We start from the raw sequence: 20,332 nt of genomic DNA, 5'->3' as shown, positions 1-20,332 counted from the left end.
GTTCATTATCCTTGTAAAACTTTTCTTGCGGGAGACGTCACTCGAGGCATACGGCTCCGGCGAACTCGCTGCCGAATCAAACCAGCGCTATCAAATAGCCAATAAAGTAGTTTTGCGATCAACAGACACAATCCAAATATCAGGCAGAAAAACACCACGCGTGATACGAAAGAGTCCATCCCCTCTCGGGCTAGTACGATAATGTTAAACACAGCTCCGAAACAGAATGCCTGCATTATCGCGGCCTTATAACGGTTGGCCTCACGCTTGCCTTTTTCATATAGCCAATCAAACCATTTGATAATCAGGCCGACAGCTATCGCTCCCACCGGGATAAAAGCGACTCCGCCCATCACGACCAGAGAACCAATCAGCGTTGGAGAAATGGCTAAACCAGAATGGTTGTTAAGTACTTCCCACGTGAAATAATTGGCGGTGTTGAATACTTGGTCGGGACGCCCCGGCCACATCCAGCTTGGAATGAAGACGTAGAAGTCACGGATAATCGGCGCTAAGCCTTGGAAATCAATCTTGTCGTAGTTTTGCAGTAATAACCCGAGATTCTCCCACGGGGAGAAAGTGTCTCGCGTCAGATATAGAAAGGTATAAAACGCTTCATCGCCGCTCACGTTCATGCCATAGCGTTTTAGCGCCAGCCAAAACATACCAACAATACCCAGTACGCCAGCAGCAGCCAGCATCCACAACGTTATCCAGCCACGTACAATGCCAATGAACAAGAACAGAGCAAAGGCAATGATGATGTTGGCACGAGTTCCACCGACAATCACATAGGTTAAAATACCAAACGCCACGGTGCTAACGAGGAAAAACAGCCAAGCTCGCTGATCCTGCTTAAGGAAATAGACCACTAGCATGGCCGGAATAAAGAAGTAGAAGAAACGCTTAAGCGCCACGCCCGAGACATCACTGGAGAAAATTTGGCTGTATGAATGCAGCTTAAACAACAAGAAGCCGTTATTCATAAAGAACACGCCAACGGTGCCAATAGCAATCAACGCTAACAGGATCCACGTCAGGTGCGCTTCAACCCGGTTAATGCTAAACATCGAACGCTCTACCTGAACCTTTTGAACCGGCCTTAGACGTGTTTTATAGGTTACATAATAGATGGCATAAAACGCCGTGGCCGAAAGCTGAGCATAAAGCAGATACTCCACGGGCACGACGGTGACATCAAAGCGGAAAACCAGCATACATGTCAGCGGGAAGCCAAAATAGAACGTGAGTAAAAACAGCAGTGAAAAGAACACGTTGAAGTTAAAGCGAACGCGGCGAAATTCCTTGTATGTCAGGAATAAAACAAACATCACCGAGAAGAAATAGACTAGCGATAAGCCGCCTAACTGCGCCAGAGTCATACATGCTCCCCTGCGGCAATTTCCAAGGCCTGCTGCCAGCCATCAATGTAGTTTGGATTAAAAAATGCGATCTGACTTTTATCAACGACATTCATCTGGCGCTGTGCTTCACGTGCAACGTTTGCGTCGAGAGAGTCGCCGTAGAACAGTACCGGTAGATGCTGCTCAGCTAAATCCTGCCAGAATGGGTTTTTGCGGCTCAACACAAACGGCACGCCAAACTGGATCAGCAAACATAACGTACCAATCCCCTGCTGACGATTGAAAATGAAATAACCCAAATCACAGCGACGCAGAATATCCAGATAGTCACCAAAAGCCACCTGCTTCGTCAAAAGCTGCACATTCTCTGCAGGGAATAACTGCTCTGCCGCCTGTTTAACCTGAGCGATATACTCAGCGTTATTGGCGGGATAACCCATTGGGATAATGATGCGGTTGTCTGTGCCAAACTGCTCTTTGATCGCTTCCAGCGCTTCTATGTGGCGGTTGGTCCGATCACCAGAATTCCCAACCAGAATAGTCAGTGGGCCATTCACCGATTTTTGTGGGTTCTCCAGCGTAAGCGCAGGATCCATACGCGTCGGAAAATAGAGTAATGAGGCCGGTACTCGAGGGTGGCGTTGCTGATAATGAATCAGATCGCCGCGAGTAGCGAATACGTGCCCCACTCGTCCCTGTGCCACACGGCGCAATTGGTAGAATAAGCGAAATTTCCAACTGGTGGCGTCTTCATACAGATCCGCCCCCCACGCATGCCATGCAACCTGTGAAGATTTAATCTTCCCAGTAAGCAAAGCGATCCAGAGCGTGGGATTAAATTGCCCGTGCATAAAGAAACGCACTGAACGATCGGCTTTGGCTCGAGTGATAACCGCCTCAGCCAAGGTTTTCTTATCCGGCCAAACGGTAATATCAAGCTGCTCGAATGCGCTAAACGCCGAAGCATCACGCGCTGCAACCATAAAGTGCCGAGCTTGCTCTTTTGGCACGCGTTCACTCAACACATCGTTAAAGAAGCGCAGTACGGTCAGGTTATGGTGTGGGATATCCGATCCCAGAACGTGAATCAGTGTCGTCATGCCCGTCTACGATAAATCAAGAATACAGATGTACAGAGCAGGAAATAGACGATGTAAGTCGCCATATATGCCTGCGCTGCTCCAAGAGCGCCATGCTGCGGGATGAGCCAATGAGAGAAACCGGTGAGCAAGATAAACTGGCTCACCTCAGTCATGACATAAAAGCGCAGCGATGCTTTGGCGATCACGAGATAGCCAAAGACATAGGAACCCACTTTCAATACATCGCCAACCAACTGCCATGCGAACAAATCGCGCATCGCAATAAACTTATTGGAGAATAACAGCCAAATAGCAAAGTCTCGCAGCAACCAAACGGTAAAACTGGCCGCTGCAACCGCAGGCAAAACAAACATGAGCGAGCGGCTGATTTCGCGGCTAATGTCATGTTTACTCACCAACCGCGACAATGTTGGCAACAGATATACGCTAAACGAAGCGGTAATAAACTGCAGATAGGCATCAGAAATGCTGCTGACCCCTTGCCAAATTCCCACTTCATCCCAGCTATAGTACCGTGCCAGCAAATTCCGCATCATCACGTAAGCAACCGGCAGCGTTACCGATGTGATCAACGCCATAATGGTGAACTTGCCGAGATTGCTGGCAATCGCCTTGTCCCAACCCAAGCGAAAATAGCTCAGCGGTATATGTCGACGCTTAAGCAGCATGAAGCTCGCAGGGATCACGACAATAGCCGGAACCAACGCTAAGCCTGCCAACGCACCAGGATAACCGCCAAACGCATAGCAGAGATAATATGCGACTACACCCAGTAAACTACCGCCGATGATGGAGAGCGCATTACCACGCGCATCACGAAAGCCTTTCAATACCGCCATAAAGAAGTTGGCGTAGGCAATGCCCATCTGGATAAAAGCGACTGCGCGCACAATCGGTTGATAGTTCGCATGGCCAAACAGGCCAACGCTTATTGGCTCAGCCGCGATCAGGAATACCACCGCCAACAAGGTGGAAAAGCCCAGAATCATACTGGACGAAGTCCCCACCACCGCCTTTAAGCGCTCAGGTTGTTGATGATACTCAGCCACATACTTGGTAATGCCGTTAAAAATACCCGCACCGGAGAGAACACCGAGCACGGTAACCATCTGACGAAAATTTCCCGCCTGCCCAACACCGCTAGGGCCAAAAGAGACCGCCAGCAGCTTGACGACCAGCAGCCCTACCCCAATTTTTATTAGGGTAGAGCCGGCCGTCCATAAAGATGCTTTTGCTAATGACATCAGCCAAAGAAACTCTGAATAGTGCTGATCACCGTACGCTGGTTAACGTCAGACATATTATAGAACAGCGGTAAGCGTGCTAAACGCTCGCTTTCTTTGGTGGTATATACGTCTTTACCTTCAAAACGGCCAAAACGCTCACCTGCAGGGCATTCATGCAGAGGGATGTAATGGAATACCGACATGATTTCAGCTTCTTTAAGATAGTTAATGAAGTCTGAACGCTGATCGATATCACGCAGTTTCAGATAGAACATATGCGCGTTTTGCTGGCAATCATTCGGTACCGATGGCAGCTCAACTTTGCCTTTTTGGGCTAATGGCAGGAACGCATCATAATAATTCTGCCATAGCTGCAAACGGCGTTGGTTGATCTTCTCTGCGGCTTCTAACTGCGCCCACAGGTAAGCTGCCTGTAGGTCAGACATCAAATAGCTGGAACCAATATCACGCCAGGTGTATTTGTCCACTAAACCACGGAAGAACTGGCTACGGTTAGTCCCTTTCTCGCGAATAATCTCCGCACGCTCAATCAATGCAGGATCGTTAATCAGCGTCGCGCCACCTTCTCCACCAGCGGTGTAGTTCTTGGTTTCATGGAAGCTAAAACAACCGATGTGGCCAATTGAGCCCAGCGCTTTGCCTTTGTAAGTCGACATCACGCCTTGAGCGGCATCTTCGACCACAAACAAATTATATTTCTTCGCCAACGCCATAATAGTGTCCATTTCGCAGGCTACGCCCGCGTAGTGAACCGGCACGATAGCGCGAGTTTTATCGGTAATAGCGGCTTCAATTTTGGTTTCATCAATATTCATCGTATCTGGACGCAAATCGACAAACACCACTTTCGCACCGCGCAACACAAAGGCATTGGCTGTAGAAACAAAGGTAAAGCTTGGCATAATCACTTCATCGTTAGGCTGAATATCCAGCAGCAAAGCAGCCATTTCTAACGAAGCAGTACAAGAGGGCGTTAACAGCACCTTGGCGCTGCCAAAACGTTGCTCCATCCACTGTTGGCAACGGCGAGTAAAACCACCGTCCCCGCACAGCTTGCCGCTGGTCATAGCGGCCTGCATATACTCAAGTTCTGTCCCTACAACTGGAGGAGCGTTAAATGGAATCATGTGTTCACCTGTATAGCCAGTAGGCCGTGCTTTCAATCACGGCACCACTGCGAATATAAAGCCGTAAAGCCGGAATGTTTCCCGTTTGTGTTGCAACATGCAGACACGAAAGGTTGTTATCCCGACACCAATTCTGTGCCAGCTGCATAAGCTGTTTTCCAATGCCTAAGCCTGCCGCTTCTGGAGCAACGGCAAGTAGACCAATTCTGGCCTCTCCATTAGCAAGAGCGCGTAACGTAACGAATCCGGCAGGCTTCCTTTGCGTATTTAGCACCAGCAAGCATTGATGGTCAAAGGTTCCTAGGACCGCTTTCTCAACCCACTCGGCATAAAAACGAGCGCTGTCGCCAGCTTGATACCAAGGGGCTCGAAAACGGCTAAGCGCAAAAGCCTGCGCAGCCTGTGCTCTGAGCCAAGGGATATCCTCAGCCACGGCAATACGGCTGCCAAAAACAGTCGCCCCTGCATTGTTGTTTGCAGTTCTTGTGCCAATTTGTTCAAGTCCGATGGGAAGCGATAAATCTATTTCTCCCTCAACCAACCTGAAACCGAGGTTTGCTAAGTCATCTGCCAATACCAAGCGATCGGCAGGAATTTTAGCCTGCACAATATCAAACGGCTGAAGATCAGCCGTTGTCAGTTGTGGAGCCGTCGATGAAAAAGCCAATTTCGCGCTACGGAGCTGAAAATATTCACTCTCCCACGCTAAGGGCTCAATATTGGCGCGGACGCACATGTAATAGATCCATTAGGTATTTGCCATAGCCAGTTTTAGCCAGCTTTTGTGCTGCGTGTTTAACACCGTCATCATCAAGCCAACCATTCCGCCATGCAATTTCCTCTAAACACGCGATCTTGAAGCCTTGACGCTTCTCGACCGTTTGAACGAAAGTACTCGCTTCAATTAGGCTGTCGTGTGTACCAGTATCTAGCCACGCAAAACCTCGGCCCAGCAACTCGACATTCAGTTCGCCACGTTCCAGATACATTTGGTTGATACTGGTAATCTCTAACTCACCGCGTGGTGAAGGCTTCACTTGCTTAGCAATATCAACAACTTGGTCATCGTAGAAATAAAGCCCCGTCACAGCCCAATTAGACTTGGGTTTCTCCGGTTTTTCTTCAATAGACAAAGCGCGGAATTCATCATCGAACTCAACCACACCAAAACGTTCAGGATCCATGACCTGATAACCAAATACCGTTGCACCATGTTGGCGCTTAGCCACATTGCGTAATTTTGGACTAAAGCCCTGACCAAAGTAGATATTGTCTCCAAGCACTAAACAAGAGGCATCACTACCGATAAATTCTTCGCCGATCAAGAATGCCTGAGCTAATCCATCAGGGTTTGGTTGTTCCGCGTAGCTCAGGCTAATACCAAACTCTTCACCGCTGCCCAGCAAACGCCGAAATGAAGGCAAGTCTTCTGGGGTTGATATAATCAGAATATCTCGGATCCCTGCCAGCATCAGTACTGACAATGGATAATAAATCATTGGCTTATCATAAATTGGCAACAGCTGCTTAGATACACCACGAGTAATTGGGTGTAAACGGGTGCCTGACCCACCAGCAAGGACTATTCCTTTCATAAAATCATGCCTTTCATGATATCTCCCTAGTGAAACAGCCGATAGAAAGCTGTGTGCCACCAGCGGTGGAGAAAAGTTATTGCAGACCTAAACGCTCACCAGCATAAGAGCCATCTTGCACGCGTTTCCACCAAGACTCATTGGCTAGGTACCACTCAACCGTTTTGCGGATACCGCTTTCAAAGGTTTCCTGTGGTCGCCATCCCAGCTCGCGTTCGATCTTGGCGGCATCAATCGCATAACGCATGTCATGTCCTGGGCGGTCCGTTACGTAGGTAATCAGATCGACATAATGCTCAACGCCAGCGGGTTTACTCGGAACCAGCTCCTCAAGAAGCGTGCAAACGGTTTTCACCACGTCGATGTTCTTACGCTCGTTATGACCACCGATGTTATAGGTTTCACCGATAACACCTTCAGTCACCACCAGATACAGTGCTCTAGCATGATCTTCAACGTATAGCCAATCACGGATCTGCGCCCCATTGCCATAGACCGGCAACGGCTTCCCTGCTAACGCGTTGAGAATAATCAACGGGATCAGCTTTTCTGGGAAATGGTATGGGCCATAGTTGTTGGAGCAATTAGTCACAATGGTTGGGAAACCATAGGTACGCAGCCAAGCGCGTACCAAGTGATCGCTGGATGCCTTAGAGGCAGAGTATGGGCTGCTTGGGGCATATGGCGTCGTTTCTGTGAAGAAATCATCAGTGCCATGCAAATCGCCATATACTTCATCGGTGGAAATATGATGGAAACGGAAAGCACTTTTACGCTGCTCGTCCAGTCCATTCCAGTATTGGCGAGCGGCTTCCAAGATCGTATAGGTGCCTACGATGTTAGTTTCAATAAAAGCCGCAGGACCATCAATAGAGCGATCAACGTGACTTTCCGCAGCCAAGTGCATCACGTAGTCTGGCTGATATTGGGCAAATACCCGATCGAGTTCGGTACGATTGCAAATATCTACCTGCTCAAATGCATAGCGATCGCTATCAGAAACCGGAGTCAACGACTCTAGATTTCCCGCATAGGTCAACTTATCCACGACCACAACGCTGTTGTTGGTATCAGCAATAATATGGCGCACCACGGCGGAACCAATAAAACCAGCACCGCCGGTTACAAGAATACGCTTCACTGCCATACCCCTTTAGTATCGACAATATAGGACTGAGTCACTTGCGCGGCTGGAATCGCTTTAAACTGCTTGTGATCGACCAGCATGACAATCACATCCGCCTGACGCAGTGCATCTGCGGTAGTGACCAAATCAGCGTGACCAATTAACTTTTTCGGCAACTGCTCAATATTCGGCTCAACAACCAACGTTTGTCCCGCATGCCATTCAGCAATCATATGAGCAATTTCCATCGCTGGGCTTTCGCGTAAATCGTCAATATCAGGCTTAAAGGCTAAACCGAAACAGGCAATTTTAATCTCGGCAGCTCGCTTACCAGACTGGGACAAGCAATCGGCAACCGCGGCTTTAACGCGGTCAACCACCCAAATAGGTTTGCCATCATTCACCAGACGTGCGGTATGGATCAAACGTGCTTGCTGTGGATTCTGAGATACGATAAACCATGGGTCGACGGCGATACAGTGGCCACCGACGCCTGGACCGGGCTGTAAAATATTGACTCGAGGATGGCGATTCGCCAACGCGATCAGCTCCCATACATTAATGCCTTGAGTATCGCAAATCAGCGAAAGCTCGTTAGCAAATGCAATGTTGACATCACGGAAGCTGTTTTCCGTCAATTTACACATCTCGGCAGTGCGGGAATTGGTCACCACACATTCGCCTTCGAGGAAAATCTTGTAAAGCTCACTCGCTCGGGCTGAACATTTTGGCGTCATCCCGCCGATCACACGATCGTTTTGAATCAGTTCAACCATCACTTTGCCCGGCAAGACTCGCTCTGGGCAATAAGCGATATTCACATCGGCAGATTCACCGGCCTGATGCGGAAAGCTCAAATCTGGACGAGACTCTGCCAGCCATGCCACCATTTGTTCTGTAGCACCCACTGGGGATGTAGACTCAAGGATGACCAGATCGCCTTTTTTCAGTACGGGGGCTATCGACTTGGCTGCAGACTCGACATAAACCATATCCGGCTCATGATCGCCTTTAAACGGGGTTGGTACCGCGATTAAAAATGCATCTGCGGCTTCAGGCGTTGTCACTGCGCGCAGGAAACCACCGTCAACGGCCTGTTTAACCACTTTATCTAGATCAGGCTCAACAATATGGATTGCACCGCGATTAATAGTATCTACAGCATGTTGGTTCACATCCACGCCAATCACTTTTTTCTGGCGCGAGGAAAAAGCAGCCGCAGTTGGCAGACCGATGTAACCCAGACCAATAACAGAGATAGTTTCAAAACTCATAACGTCACCTGATGATTTTTTAATGCTTCAAGGATTCGTTGGCAGGCATGTCCGTCGCCATACGGGTTATGTGCTCGGCTCATCGCATGATATTCCTCATCATCCGTTAGCAACCGACTGACCTGTTCCAATATCTTTTTAGTATCTGTTCCGACTAAACGAACCGTTCCTGCCGTAATGGCTTCAGGGCGTTCGGTAGTGTCTCGCATAACCAATACTGGTTTGCCGAGAGAAGGCGCTTCTTCCTGAATACCGCCCGAGTCCGTTAGGATCATATAGGCGTGATTCATGAGATAGACAAATGGCAGATAGTCTTGCGGCTCAATAAGAATAACGTTATCGATGCCACGTAAAATACGGTTGACGGGCTCGCTCACGTTCGGGTTCAAGTGCACAGGATATACAACCTGCACATCAGGATGAGAGCGGGCTATTTCAGCTAAGGCGCTGCAAATGCGCTCAAAACCGCCACCAAAGCTTTCTCGACGATGGCCGGTAACCAAAATCAGTTTCTTCGTTTTATCTAGGAACGGATAGCGCTGGTCTAGGCTTTGTCTTAGTTCTTCATTGCCCAACACGCGATCGCGAACCCAAATCAACGCATCAATGACGGTATTACCTGTGACAAAAATATTTGTATCTGAGATGGCTTCTCTGATGAGGTTCCGCTTTGACGTTTCCGTCGGGGCAAAATGGAACATAGCCATATGACCGGTCAATGTGCGGTTCGCTTCTTCCGGCCATGGAGAATACAGATTTCCGGTTCTCAGCCCTGCTTCAACGTGGCCGACTGGAATACGCTGATAAAAAGCAGCCAAACTGGCGGCCATCGTCGTCGTCGTATCACCGTGAACTAATACTACGTCAGGTTTGAAATCCTCCAATACTGGCTTCAAACCCTCCAGAATCCGGCAGGTTATTTCACTGAGTCCCTGGCCAGGTCTCATAATATTCAGGTCATAATCAGGCGTAATTTCAAATAAGTTTAGTACCTGATCCAACATCTCACGATGCTGAGCTGTTACACAGACTTTCGCCTCAAAGGCACTATCCTTTGCCAAAGCATGAACCAGCGGAGCCATTTTAATGGCCTCAGGACGGGTTCCAAATACAGTCAATACTTTCACTGTAGATCTCTTTTTATCAGTAAATTACGGCCATCAGCCGTAGTTTGGGCACCTTCCGGTGCCCAATAGGATGAATTCAGATAACTTACGGGCGAGTTCGTCTCACTAACGCCACCCCTGCGCCGATCAAAGCGCCGATAGCTCCCCACATCACGAGCATAAAGCCTCGACGTGGGCTATCGCGTTTAACCGGTTCTTCCGGTGTGCGAAGATAACGATAGGTCTGGAATTTGCTATCCAATGTTGGTCCAACATTGAGCGTATTTAGCATCGCGCGGTTTTGATCATAATCCAGATCGTAGCTTGGTCCTGATGCCTGAAGTGCTTCTAAACGAGCCTGCAGCATTGGACGACCTAACATAAACAAATCCGCTGCAGGAAGTTGCTCTGCGGGAGTATCAGTACGAGAACTGCTGATACCCTGCTGCTGTGCGATCTTTAATCCTTGCTCAAGCCCCTTGACCTCCCGCTGATAAATAGCGGAAGCCACTTCTTCTTGGCGTTTCACCTGCGCTTTGAGAGAAATAGTACGAGCAGCCCACGCGCCCTGAATCTCTTCATTCAAATGGCTAGCTGCTTGCTGACTGGCAAAATCAACATATTGTCGTAGCAACGTATTCGCATCTGCTGCCGTTTCCGCGATTAATTTGACGCTATCATTGGTTTTTTTCGCATCGTCGCGGGGAATGAACACAATGTTATTCACCATCTCATCCAGCAAGGCTGCATCAGCTTTAACATCGCCCTCTTTGCGCTCTTGGTAATATTTGCTCTTTAGCCAGAAATCGCGACGAGTATCATACGCCGCTAATTGCATAATGAACTCATTATAGGCTTCATCAGCAATACTGGGCTCTAGTGCCTGATTACCGCCAATCCGTTGATCAAGATTGCGTAAAAACTGCTGCTGAGAATAATAACCGCCCAACAGATTCACCGTCGGCTTATCAGTGATAGCGGTAGCACTCCACTCCTGCTTCATCAGAAAAGAAACAAGTATCGCAACGATAGCAAAAGCGGCGGCTATACCAATTATCCAAGCCTTGCCCTGCCAAAGGGTGCGGCACAAACCGCGAATATCCAACTCGTTTTCAACGGGCATTTCGTTCTGGTTCGACATTGTCTCAATTTCCATCACTACATCAGGTTAAGCTTTTTTGCGCTGCGCCGCGTTACGGAGTCGCCGCTTCATACGCTTAATATAACGGGCTACACGCCACGCGCGTTTTATACAATATCCGTACATGAAAAATGCAAGCAAGAATAATGCCAACATTCCCCATTCAGGCATAAATTGTAACCTTTCGCCTAATACGCCAATCGCAGCCAACAGTGCCGCGGCGACAGTGATAAGAACGAAAGCCTGACGAGAGGTAAAACCGGCACGCATAATCAAATGATGAATATGCTGGCGGTCTGGTGAGAAGGGGCTCATTCCTTTGCGCAATCTGCGATACATGATGGCAATCATATCCATCAGTGGGATCGCAATCATCCAAAGCGCCGTCACCGGATTCATCGGATGTGATTTTCCCTGAGTGCTCTGCAACAGGATCCAAATCACCGTGAAACCGATCAGGGTACTACCCGCATCGCCCATAAAGACTTTATAACGGCGCCCCAAAATCCCAAGGTTTAGCACGATGTAAGGTAAGATGGCCGCAATAATGGCGAAACACCACAGCGCTAAATCTCCTTGGTGATCCTGAAAAAGCAGAATCCCCATGGCGGCAAAGGTCACACAAGATAACCCGCCCAGCAGGCCATCGATCCCATCCACCATATTGAACGCATTGATGGCGGCCCAAACGGCAAACAGAGTGACGACATAGCCAAATGGCCCAAGATTTAGCTCCCACGGGCCTAGCACGTGACCCAAGGTCATGAGATATAAGCCGCCGTATACCATCATGGCAATGGCAATCAATGCCTGTACAGTGGCTCGGAACTTCACGCTGATATCAAATCGGTCATCCAAAGCACCGACCAGTACTAAGATGCCTGCACAAATCAGGTAAAGCTTCGCATGGGGTATATACGGCTGGAAGAAGAGGAAAGTAAAACAAATACCCGCGTAAACAGAAATACCGCCGACCAAAGGTATCAACCCTTGATGGCGTTTACGATAGTTCGGCTTATCTACTAGCCCTATTTTTTTTGCAACTTTCCGAGCAAAAAACAAGAACGCAAATGAGAATAGGAAGATAAGGAGAAGACTCATACTCATATCGAGTAAATTCACGGTTAACTGCTCTCTGTTCTTATTGCCAACAAAAGAATTAGTTTGCTAAACAACGCTATAACAACCTATATCCCATGGATAGTACACCGCACTAAAAGCTAAATACATCCCAAATAGACTCAATTGTTAACCTCGCACTAAAAATGTCTGTGCTAAAACAATAGTCCTCATTTAGAAAAGTATGCGATGCGCGCTCCTATATTTTAATCAACAATCGTATCCGTTAAATGAGAAAAACGCCATGTTATCTCTAACATGGCGTTTCCCCGAGTTTTCTGGCTATTACGAACGTTTCATCATATCGAAGAAATCATCGTTCGTTTTTGTCATCGCAAGCTTATTGATGAGGAATTCCATGGCATCAATCTCACCCATAGGATGAATAATCTTACGCAGAATCCACATTTTCTGTAGCTCTTCAGACGTTGTCAAAAGCTCTTCTTTACGAGTACCAGAACGGTTGTAATCAATTGCAGGGAACACGCGTTTTTCCGCAATTTTACGGGAAAGATGCAGTTCCATGTTGCCGGTACCTTTAAATTCTTCATAGATAACTTCATCCATTTTAGAACCGGTATCAACTAACGCGGTGGCAATGATTGTCAGGCTACCCCCCTCTTCCACGTTACGTGCAGCACCGAAGAAACGCTTTGGACGATGCAGGGCGTTAGCATCTACACCACCGGTCAGAACTTTACCTGACGCTGGAACAACGGTGTTGTAGGCACGAGCCAAACGGGTGATGGAGTCCAGAAGAATAATAACGTCTTTCTTATGTTCAACCAGACGTTTGGCTTTTTCGATAACCATTTCAGCAACCTGAACGTGGCGAGACGCTGGTTCGTCAAAGGTAGAAGCAATAACTTCACCTTTAACCAAGCGCTGCATCTCGGTAACTTCTTCTGGACGTTCGTCGATAAGAAGAACCATCAAAGTACAGTCAGGATGGTTATAAGCGATGCTCTGCGCAATGTTTTGCAGCAGCATTGTTTTACCCGCTTTCGGTGGCGCAACGATCAGACCACGCTGACCACGACCGATCGGAGAAGCCAAATCCAATACACGAGCCGTCAAATCTTCAGTGGAACCATTGCCGCGTTCCATACGAAGACGAGAGTTTGCATGTAAAGGAGTAAGGTTTTCGAACAGAATTTTACTGCGGGCGTTTTCTGGTTTGTCGTAGTTAACTTCGTTAACTTTCAACAGGGCAAAATAGCGTTCACCTTCTTTAGGAGGACGGATTTTACCGGAAATAGTATCGCCAGTGCGAAGGTTGAAACGGCGGATTTGGCTTGGAGAAACATAGATATCATCAGGGCCTGCTAGGTAGGAACTATCGCCTGAACGGAGGAAACCAAATCCGTCCTGCAATATCTCTAGCACCCCATCACCGAAGATATCTTCGCCGCTTTTTGCATGTTGTTTCAGGATTGCAAAAATAATGTCCTGTTTGCGCATACGGGCCAGATTCTCTAGGCCCATGTTTTCGCCGAGAGTAATTAGCTCAGAGACCGGCGTATTCTTTAATTCGGTAAGATTCATAATGGTGGGTTCTTTAAACTCGGGGTATATCTCGAACGTATTGTGAATGGTATGACAGGGGTCATCCATGCCTGTTTGTGGACTTTCATAGCACCCGGTATGGATTACAGCGCGGATAAATCGCACACATGCCAAAAGATTGCAGATCCAATTCGCGTGTACTCATTGATGATATGAAGGTGCCTTACGGTTTAAAACCTATGTTTTAGCTTGCTGGCCCCAACCGTGATGACCGCAGTAGTTCTCGAAGGTCACACTAGGGTTTAAAACACAGAGGTCTCAAAACAGAATAAAACTTAGATTCTAACTTTATGATTCAAACTACAGGTAAGTACTGTATTGCAGTGAGGTTAAACTTAACACGCTTATTCGCGGACGTCTAGCGGTCAGTCGCAAGAAAACGACTAACCACCAGACAACATCATAAATATGATGATTACAGATTCGCGTCCAGGAACTCTTTCAATTGAGTTTTGGACAAAGCGCCGACCTTAGTCGCAGCCACAGCGCCGTTTTTAAACAGCAGCAGGGTTGGAATACCGCGAATGCCAAACTTCGGCGCAGTTGCCGGGTTTTCATCGATATTCAGTTTAGCAATGGTCAACTTGCCTTCGTATTCAGTCGCGATTTCATCCAAAATCGGAGCAATCATCTTGCATGGACCACACCATTCTGCCCAGAAATCAACCAGAATCGGGCCTTCAGCTTTTAATACATCGGTATCGAAGCTGTTGTCACTCAGGTGAACAATTTTATCGCTCATGTTCTACTCCACAGGATTAAGTCTGCCTTTATTGGTATAATCTTAACCTACTAGACCGATCATCTTCCAATAAAGGGTTGACTTTATTTCAACGGATACGCGTTCGTAAAGCAATACTTTCGTGAACGTCTTTCGTGAACATAGCGTTAACTGTTATTCTACGACACTATGAGCAAAACACACTTAACTGAACAGAAGTTCGCCGACTTCGCCCTGCACCCAACGGTGGTCAAAGCCCTTGAATCTAAAGGCTTTCATAACTGCACGCCTATTCAGGCACTCGCATTACCCCTGACAGTGAATGGGCGTGATGTAGCAGGTCAGGCACAAACAGGCACCGGCAAGACGCTGGCTTTTTTAGCGTCAACTTTCCATTATTTACTCACTCACCCTGTCGCAGAGAACCGTAAAACCAATCAGCCAAGAGCGCTGATTATGGCTCCGACACGTGAATTAGCCGTCCAAATTCACTCTGATGCCGAGGCACTCGCGCACGAAACTGGTCTGAAACTTGGTTTGGCATACGGTGGCGATGGCTACGATAAGCAGCTGAAAGTGCTCGAAAGTGGTGTTGATATTCTGATTGGCACTACGGGCCGCTTGATCGACTATGCTAAGCAAGGCCATATCGACCTCGGCTGTATTCAGGTTGTGGTTCTTGATGAAGCCGACCGCATGTTCGACTTAGGCTTTATTAAAGATATCCGCTGGCTATTCCGTCGGATGCCTGCGACCAATCAGCGCTTAAATATGATGTTCTCCGCTACATTATCTTATCGTGTACGCGAACTTGCCTTCGAACATATGAACAACGCTGAATATATTGAAGTGGAACCAGAACAAAAAACGGGTCATCGCATTAAAGAAGAGCTGTTCTACCCCTCTAACGAAGAAAAAATGCGTTTATTACAGACGCTGATCGAAGAAGAGTGGCCAGATCGCTGCATTATTTTTGCCAATACCAAGCACCGTTGCGAAGATATCTGGGGTCATTTAGCCGCAGATGGACATCGTGTAGGCCTGCTGACCGGCGATGTCGCTCAGAAAAAACGTCTGCGTATTCTGGATGACTTCACCAAAGGCAATCTGGATATCTTAGTTGCAACCGACGTCGCTGCCCGTGGATTACATATCCCACTGGTGACTCACGTATTCAACTACGACTTACCTGACGATTGTGAAGACTACGTTCACCGTATCGGCCGAACTGGACGTGCAGGCGAAAGTGGCTATTCCATCACACTGGCTTGTGAAGAATATGTCCTCAATTTGCCAGCAATTGAGGCCTATATTGAGCACTCAATCCCAGTAAGCAAGTACAACAGCGAAGCGCTGCTGACTGATTTACCTGCACCGAAGCGATTAACTCGCCCTCGGAGTAACAACGGCCAACGCCGTAGTTCAGGTCCGCGCCGTAATAACGGTTCGATGCGTCAAAGTCGTAAACGTACGAGTTAATTATTTATGCGCAGCTCCGCCTCATTGTATGCCGCTATTGATCTTGGTTCTAACAGCTTTCATATGCTGGTTGTGCGTGAGGTGGCGGGAAGTATTCAGGTACTCGCCCGTATTAAGCGCAAAGTACGTTTAGCTGCGGGTTTAGATAGCGAGAATCAACTATCTGACGAAGCCATGCAACGCGGTTGGCAATGCCTGCGCTTATTCTCTGAGCGCTTACAGGATATTCCGCGCGAACAAATCCGCGTAGTGGCAACCGCGACGTTGCGCATTGCTAAAAATGCGCAGCAGTTTATTACTCAAGCTGAAGAAATCCTCGGCCGCCCAGTTCAAGTTATCAGTGGTGAAGAGGAAGCTCGCCTGATTTATCAAGGCGTGGCGCATACCACAGGGGGCTCGGCGCAACGCTTAGTGGTGGATATCGGTGGCGGTAGCACCGAATTAGCAGCTGGGACAGGCGCGACGGCAGATGTCCTACACAGCCTCCAAATGGGGTGTGTGACATGGCTTGAGCGCTATTTTAACGATCGTAATCTCACCCAAGAAAACTTCGACCGTGCGGGTCACGCTGCGCGCGAGATGCTGTTGCCCGTGGTTGACAGCTTAAAACAGCATGGCTGGCAGATCTGCGTCGGGGCGTCAGGCACGGTTCAAGCTTTGCAGGAAATAATGGTTGCTCAGGGGATGGATGAACGCATCACGCTGAACAAACTACTGCAAATGCGCCAACGAGCGATTCAGTGTGGCAAACTCGAAGAACTGGAAATTGAAGGGCTCACTCTTGAACGAGCGCTGGTGTTTCCAAGCGGCTTATCGATCCTGATTGCGATTTTCGAAACCTTAGAGATCGAAAGCATGACATTATCCGGCGGCGCTCTGCGCGAAGGACTGGTGTATGGCATGCTGGATCTTCCCGTAGAGCAAGATATTCGCTCGCGGACAATTCGTAATATTCAGCGCCGCTATCAGCTCGATATTGAGCAAGCTGAGCGTGTCAGCCTGCTGGCTGAAAGTTTTGTTCTGCAATTATCCAAAAGTTGGCAAATCGATAGCCGTAGTGCTGAACTACTGCACTGGGCCTGTTTGCTGCATGAAGTTGGCCTAAGCGTAGACTTCAAACAGTCAACGCAGCATGCCGCCTATCTGATTAGAAACATAGATCTGCCTGGGTTTACCCCAGCACAAAAGAAGCTACTGGCTGCTTTGCTGCAAAATCAAAACGGCATGCTAGATATGACTGCTTTAAGTCAACAAAATGCGGTTCCACAAGAAATAGCACATCGCCTGTGCCGCATTCTACGGTTGGCGATTATCTTTGCTAGCCGCCGCCGTGATGACACTATGCCACTCCTGAATCTAAAAGCTGAGGGCGACAAATTACATGTTGTCCTACCCGCGGGTTGGCTACAGGCACACCCGCTACGCGCGGAAAACCTACATCAGGAAAGTCTGTGGGAAAGCTATGTACACTGGACCCTGTTGGTAGAAGAGATCGAATAAACCCGATCTTATGATATGAAAAAGGCATCCTAACAGATGCCTTTTCTCATTATGAACGATGGAAATACGCGCAATAACAATTAGCTTCCGCCCTTCGCCTTCGCCAACATCGCACGAATATTCGCGACGTTTGCTTGCCCCTTTTGCATTCTCTCTTGTGGGCTGACTACTTTACGCTCCGTCTCCCAATTCAGATCGTCTTGTGGTAGCTCTAATAGAAACCGACTTGGCTCAGGACGCACTAATTCTCCGTATTGGCGGCGCTCTCGGCACAGGGTAAACACAAGCTCTTTTTGTGCTCGGGTTATTCCCACATAGGCCAATCGTCGCTCTTCGTCGACGTTATCTTCATCAATACTGCTCTGATGTGGCAGTAAACCTTCTTCCATGCCGACAAGATAAACATACGGAAACTCTAGCCCTTTAGAAGCATGTAGCGTCATTAACTGTACCTGATCGGCCTCATCTTCACTTTCGCCTCTCTCCATCATATCGCGCAGAGTAAAACGTGTGACGACCTGAGTCAGCGTCATTGGCTCATCAATATCACTGCCTTCTAGCATTTCTGTCATCCAACTAAACAGCTGGTTGACGTTTTTCATGCGCATCTCGGCTGCTTTTGGGCTAGGAGAGGTTTCAAACAACCAACTCTCGTAGTCAATGCCATGAATGAGATCTCGCACCGCCGCTATTGGCTCACGCTCTGACAGCGCAGAAACTTCCTGCATCCAGTGGGTAAAACGCTGCAGAGACTCTAACCCCCGTCCGGTCAGCGTTTGGCTAAGACCAAAATCAAAGCTGGCACGGAACAAGCTAATGCCCCGGTGATTAGCCCATTCTCCCAATTTTTGCAGCGTCGCAGGGCCGATCTCACGCCGCGGCGTATTAACAATGCGCAGAAAAGCGCTGTCGTCGTCTGGATTGGTCAGAACGCGCAGATAGGCCAATAAATCTTTAATTTCTGGGCGCGAGAAGAATGAAGTACCACCGGATATACGATACGGAATGCGGTTTTGCATCAGCATTTTTTCAAATACGCGAGACTGATGGTTCCCGCGATACAAAATCGCATAGTCACTATAGGAGGTTTTATTGATAAAGTGATGGGCGATGAGCTCTCCCACGACGCGTTCCGCTTCGTGATCTTCATTATTTGCCGTAATGATTTTTAGCTCTTCACCATACCCTAATTCAGAGAACAGTCGTTTTTCAAATACGTGTGGGTTGTTGGCAATGAGAATGTTAGCTGACTTCAGAATGCGCTGCGAAGAGCGATAATTCTGCTCCAGTTTAATCACCTGCAAAGCAGGGAAGTCCTCTTTCAGCAATACCAGATTCTGCGGACGCGCTCCACGCCACGAATAAATCGACTGATCGTCATCGCCCACGACGGTAAATCGTGCTCGATTGCCTACCAACAATTTTACCAATTCATACTGGCTCGTGTTGGTATCTTGATATTCATCCACCAGCAAATAGCGAATGCGCTGCTGCCAACGTTCACGCACCTCTTCATTGCGACGCAACAACAACGTTGGCAACAGGATTAGATCATCGAAATCAAGCACGTTGCAGGCTTTTAGCTGAGCGTCATACAGCTGATAGCAATGCACAAATATCTTGTCGCGCTCAGAAAATGCATGCGTCGCCGCCTGCTGGGGATCGATAAGATCGTTCTTCCAGTTTGAGATCGTCGAAATCAGTTGCTTTAGCAGATCTTTATCTTTCTCTAGCCATTGTTCGGTTAGATCCGTTAGCAATGCCAACTGATCCTGATCGTCAAACAATGAGAAATTCGCCTTCATTCCCAACGCTTTATATTCCCGTTTGATGATCTCTAATCCCAAGGTATGGAAGGTGGAAATCATCAGACCACGCGCTTCTTTTCGGCCCAGAGTCTGCGCAACGCGCTCTTTCATCTCGCGGGCAGCTTTATTAGTAAAAGTCACAGCGGCAATATGGCGAGCCTGATAGCCACATTCACGGATCAGATGCGCAATTTTGTTTGTAATAACACGGGTTTTGCCTGAGCCGGCCCCAGCCAGAACTAAACAAGGACCAGTAACAAATTCAACAGCCTGCTGCTGACCGGGATTTAAACGCATGGATGACTTAACCTGAATATGATTGCGACAAAAGAACAAGACGGAGGCGAATTGTAGCAGAAACCAAGCTGCGAAAATAAACTCACCGCGTGGGTTCTACCTTCAATGCGTTATATACCGAAGCACGCGAAATCCCCAGTTCATCCGCGACAATTTTTGCTGCCCCACGCAGTTGCAACAAACCGGAGGTCGCCAGATGACGGATCAATACTTTTCGTTGTGGAGCCGATAGCGCACGCGGCTGACTCGACATTGCCGCAGCATAATCTTCAATCGCGCGTTTCACATCCTTAGACCCGAAACTACTGCGTAAACTTTCCTGAGTAGGAGCATGCTCGCTATCCACAGAGGTAAGCTGAGAAAGCACACGCTGAACGGAATCCAGCAAAGAAACATCCATATTCAGGCATAACGCGGCAACAAACTCGCCCTGACTGTTACGCAAGCCGATCGAGGTACTTTTTGCTGGGCGCCCATCAGGAAATCGATTGGCGTAATTTTGCACCACATCAGGATAGTGTGGATCTCGAATACGAGCCAATCCCATCTCGGTTGAGGGATCGCCAATCTTTCGGCCAGACAGTGGCTGCTCAATCGCCACAATAGAATGCATCGGGTTGGTCAGATCGTGCAGTACCACTTCACAGGTAGGCGCAAACATTTCCCCCAACGCTTTAGCAATTTTAGCGCCTTCACGCAGCAATAGCTGGTTCTCGCTCAACACTTCTGCAGTGGAGCTTTCATTATTTTTCATATAGC

General features: G+C 48.2%; 17 protein-coding genes. 2 read left to right on the top strand and 15 right to left on the bottom strand.

Annotated elements, in window-relative coordinates; genetic code table 11:
• Positions 1-5: 5 nt before the first annotated feature.
• The 13 genes from wzyE to trxA all read right to left on the bottom strand — a co-directional run bounded on the left by wzyE (position 6) and on the right by trxA (position 14,510).
• The gene (wzyE, locus tag HMPREF3091_RS10165; RefSeq protein ID WP_070715658.1) at positions 6-1,382 is read right to left on the bottom strand and encodes an ECA oligosaccharide polymerase; all 1,377 of its coding nucleotides are present in this window, start codon (positions 1,380-1,382) and stop codon (positions 6-8) included.
• Positions 1,379-2,464 (bottom strand): TDP-N-acetylfucosamine:lipid II N-acetylfucosaminyltransferase, encoded by a 1,086-nt coding sequence (locus HMPREF3091_RS10160; RefSeq protein ID WP_070715654.1) that lies wholly within the window; start codon positions 2,462-2,464, stop codon positions 1,379-1,381. The genes wzyE and HMPREF3091_RS10160 overlap by 4 nt, the downstream gene beginning before the upstream one ends.
• A complete protein-coding gene (gene wzxE / locus HMPREF3091_RS10155; protein ID WP_004089269.1) occupies positions 2,461-3,711 on the bottom strand; it encodes a lipid III flippase WzxE in 1,251 nt (416 codons plus the stop codon). The genes HMPREF3091_RS10160 and wzxE overlap by 4 nt, the downstream gene beginning before the upstream one ends.
• A complete protein-coding gene (rffA, locus tag HMPREF3091_RS10150; protein ID WP_070715653.1) occupies positions 3,711-4,841 on the bottom strand; it encodes a dTDP-4-amino-4,6-dideoxygalactose transaminase in 1,131 nt (376 codons plus the stop codon). The genes wzxE and rffA overlap by 1 nt, the downstream gene beginning before the upstream one ends.
• A gap of 4 nt (positions 4,842-4,845) precedes the next feature.
• Positions 4,846-5,577: a dTDP-4-amino-4,6-dideoxy-D-galactose acyltransferase gene (gene rffC, locus HMPREF3091_RS10145; protein ID WP_070715651.1), complete on the bottom strand. Its 732-nt coding sequence runs from the start codon at positions 5,575-5,577 to the stop codon at positions 4,846-4,848.
• On the bottom strand, positions 5,555-6,436 hold the full coding sequence (rfbA, locus tag HMPREF3091_RS10140) for a glucose-1-phosphate thymidylyltransferase RfbA (RefSeq protein ID WP_070715649.1): 882 nt from the start codon (positions 6,434-6,436) through the stop codon (positions 5,555-5,557). The genes rffC and rfbA overlap by 23 nt, the downstream gene beginning before the upstream one ends.
• Positions 6,437-6,512: 76 nt before the next feature.
• On the bottom strand, positions 6,513-7,583 hold the full coding sequence (rffG, locus tag HMPREF3091_RS10135) for a dTDP-glucose 4,6-dehydratase (RefSeq protein WP_210403552.1): 1,071 nt from the start codon (positions 7,581-7,583) through the stop codon (positions 6,513-6,515).
• The gene (gene wecC / locus HMPREF3091_RS10130) at positions 7,574-8,836 is read right to left on the bottom strand and encodes a UDP-N-acetyl-D-mannosamine dehydrogenase (RefSeq protein ID WP_004089260.1); all 1,263 of its coding nucleotides are present in this window, start codon (positions 8,834-8,836) and stop codon (positions 7,574-7,576) included. The genes rffG and wecC overlap by 10 nt, the downstream gene beginning before the upstream one ends.
• On the bottom strand, positions 8,833-9,963 hold the full coding sequence (gene wecB, locus HMPREF3091_RS10125) for a non-hydrolyzing UDP-N-acetylglucosamine 2-epimerase (protein WP_004089259.1): 1,131 nt from the start codon (positions 9,961-9,963) through the stop codon (positions 8,833-8,835). The genes wecC and wecB overlap by 4 nt, the downstream gene beginning before the upstream one ends.
• An 85-nt stretch (positions 9,964-10,048) precedes the next feature.
• Complete coding sequence (gene wzzE / locus HMPREF3091_RS10120; protein ID WP_004089258.1) at positions 10,049-11,098, bottom strand: ECA polysaccharide chain length modulation protein; 1,050 nt, start codon at positions 11,096-11,098, stop codon at positions 10,049-10,051.
• A 12-nt stretch (positions 11,099-11,110) separates the two neighbouring features.
• Positions 11,111-12,205 (bottom strand): UDP-N-acetylglucosamine--undecaprenyl-phosphate N-acetylglucosaminephosphotransferase, encoded by a 1,095-nt coding sequence (wecA, locus tag HMPREF3091_RS10115; RefSeq protein ID WP_008815830.1) that lies wholly within the window; start codon positions 12,203-12,205, stop codon positions 11,111-11,113.
• Positions 12,206-12,487: 282 nt separating this feature from the next.
• The gene (gene rho, locus HMPREF3091_RS10110; protein ID WP_008815829.1) at positions 12,488-13,747 is read right to left on the bottom strand and encodes a transcription termination factor Rho; all 1,260 of its coding nucleotides are present in this window, start codon (positions 13,745-13,747) and stop codon (positions 12,488-12,490) included.
• 436 nt (positions 13,748-14,183) lie between these two features.
• Positions 14,184-14,510 carry a thioredoxin TrxA gene (gene trxA / locus HMPREF3091_RS10105; RefSeq protein ID WP_004089255.1) on the bottom strand — a complete coding sequence of 109 codons (327 nt, stop codon included), beginning with the start codon at positions 14,508-14,510 and terminating at the stop codon, positions 14,184-14,186.
• 168 nt (positions 14,511-14,678) lie between these two features.
• Here trxA and rhlB point away from each other — a divergent pair, with 168 nt between their 5' ends.
• Positions 14,679-15,968 carry an ATP-dependent RNA helicase RhlB gene (gene rhlB / locus HMPREF3091_RS10100; protein ID WP_004089253.1) on the top strand — a complete coding sequence of 430 codons (1,290 nt, stop codon included), beginning with the start codon at positions 14,679-14,681 and terminating at the stop codon, positions 15,966-15,968.
• A 6-nt stretch (positions 15,969-15,974) separates the two neighbouring features.
• Complete coding sequence (ppx, locus tag HMPREF3091_RS10095; RefSeq protein ID WP_070715647.1) at positions 15,975-17,468, top strand: exopolyphosphatase; 1,494 nt, start codon at positions 15,975-15,977, stop codon at positions 17,466-17,468.
• A gap of 80 nt (positions 17,469-17,548) precedes the next feature.
• On the opposite strand, the gene rep is transcribed toward ppx, so the two are convergent.
• Both rep and HMPREF3091_RS10085 read right to left on the bottom strand, forming a co-directional pair.
• Positions 17,549-19,573, bottom strand: coding sequence for a DNA helicase Rep (gene rep / locus HMPREF3091_RS10090; protein ID WP_004089249.1), 2,025 nt, complete (start codon positions 19,571-19,573; stop codon positions 17,549-17,551).
• A gap of 82 nt (positions 19,574-19,655) precedes the next feature.
• A complete protein-coding gene (locus HMPREF3091_RS10085) occupies positions 19,656-20,327 on the bottom strand; it encodes a helix-turn-helix transcriptional regulator (RefSeq protein WP_004089248.1) in 672 nt (223 codons plus the stop codon).
• Between the last annotated feature and the right edge of the window lie 5 nt (positions 20,328-20,332).

This window comes from Hafnia sp. HMSC23F03 (assembly GCF_001816025.1).
Taxonomy (GTDB): domain Bacteria; phylum Pseudomonadota; class Gammaproteobacteria; order Enterobacterales; family Enterobacteriaceae; genus Hafnia; species Hafnia paralvei.
Note: the sequence above shows the minus strand (reverse complement) of the source record. Positions and strands in the feature narration are given on the sequence as shown.

Bases quoted from the DNA above. Each gene is read 5' to 3' on its own strand.
- wzyE (WP_070715658.1), bottom strand. From the start codon at position 1,382: ATGACTCTGGCGCAGTTAGGCGGCTTATCGCTAGTCTATTTCTTCTCG.
- HMPREF3091_RS10160 (WP_070715654.1), bottom strand. From the start codon at position 2,464: ATGACGACACTGATTCACGTTCTGGGATCGGATATCCCACACCATAAC.
- wzxE (WP_004089269.1), bottom strand. From the start codon at position 3,711: ATGTCATTAGCAAAAGCATCTTTATGGACGGCCGGCTCTACCCTAATA.
- rffA (WP_070715653.1), bottom strand. From the start codon at position 4,841: ATGATTCCATTTAACGCTCCTCCAGTTGTAGGGACAGAACTTGAGTAT.
- rffC (WP_070715651.1), bottom strand. From the start codon at position 5,577: ATGTGCGTCCGCGCCAATATTGAGCCCTTAGCGTGGGAGAGTGAATAT.
- rfbA (WP_070715649.1), bottom strand. From the start codon at position 6,436: ATGAAAGGAATAGTCCTTGCTGGTGGGTCAGGCACCCGTTTACACCCA.
- rffG (WP_210403552.1), bottom strand. From the start codon at position 7,583: ATGGCAGTGAAGCGTATTCTTGTAACCGGCGGTGCTGGTTTTATTGGT.
- wecC (WP_004089260.1), bottom strand. From the start codon at position 8,836: ATGAGTTTTGAAACTATCTCTGTTATTGGTCTGGGTTACATCGGTCTG.
- wzzE (WP_004089258.1), bottom strand. From the start codon at position 11,098: ATGGAAATTGAGACAATGTCGAACCAGAACGAAATGCCCGTTGAAAAC.
- rho (WP_008815829.1), bottom strand. From the start codon at position 13,747: ATGAATCTTACCGAATTAAAGAATACGCCGGTCTCTGAGCTAATTACT.
- trxA (WP_004089255.1), bottom strand. From the start codon at position 14,510: ATGAGCGATAAAATTGTTCACCTGAGTGACAACAGCTTCGATACCGAT.
- rhlB (WP_004089253.1), top strand. From the start codon at position 14,679: ATGAGCAAAACACACTTAACTGAACAGAAGTTCGCCGACTTCGCCCTG.
- ppx (WP_070715647.1), top strand. From the start codon at position 15,975: ATGCGCAGCTCCGCCTCATTGTATGCCGCTATTGATCTTGGTTCTAAC.
- rep (WP_004089249.1), bottom strand. From the start codon at position 19,573: ATGCGTTTAAATCCCGGTCAGCAGCAGGCTGTTGAATTTGTTACTGGT.
- HMPREF3091_RS10085 (WP_004089248.1), bottom strand. From the start codon at position 20,327: ATGAAAAATAATGAAAGCTCCACTGCAGAAGTGTTGAGCGAGAACCAG.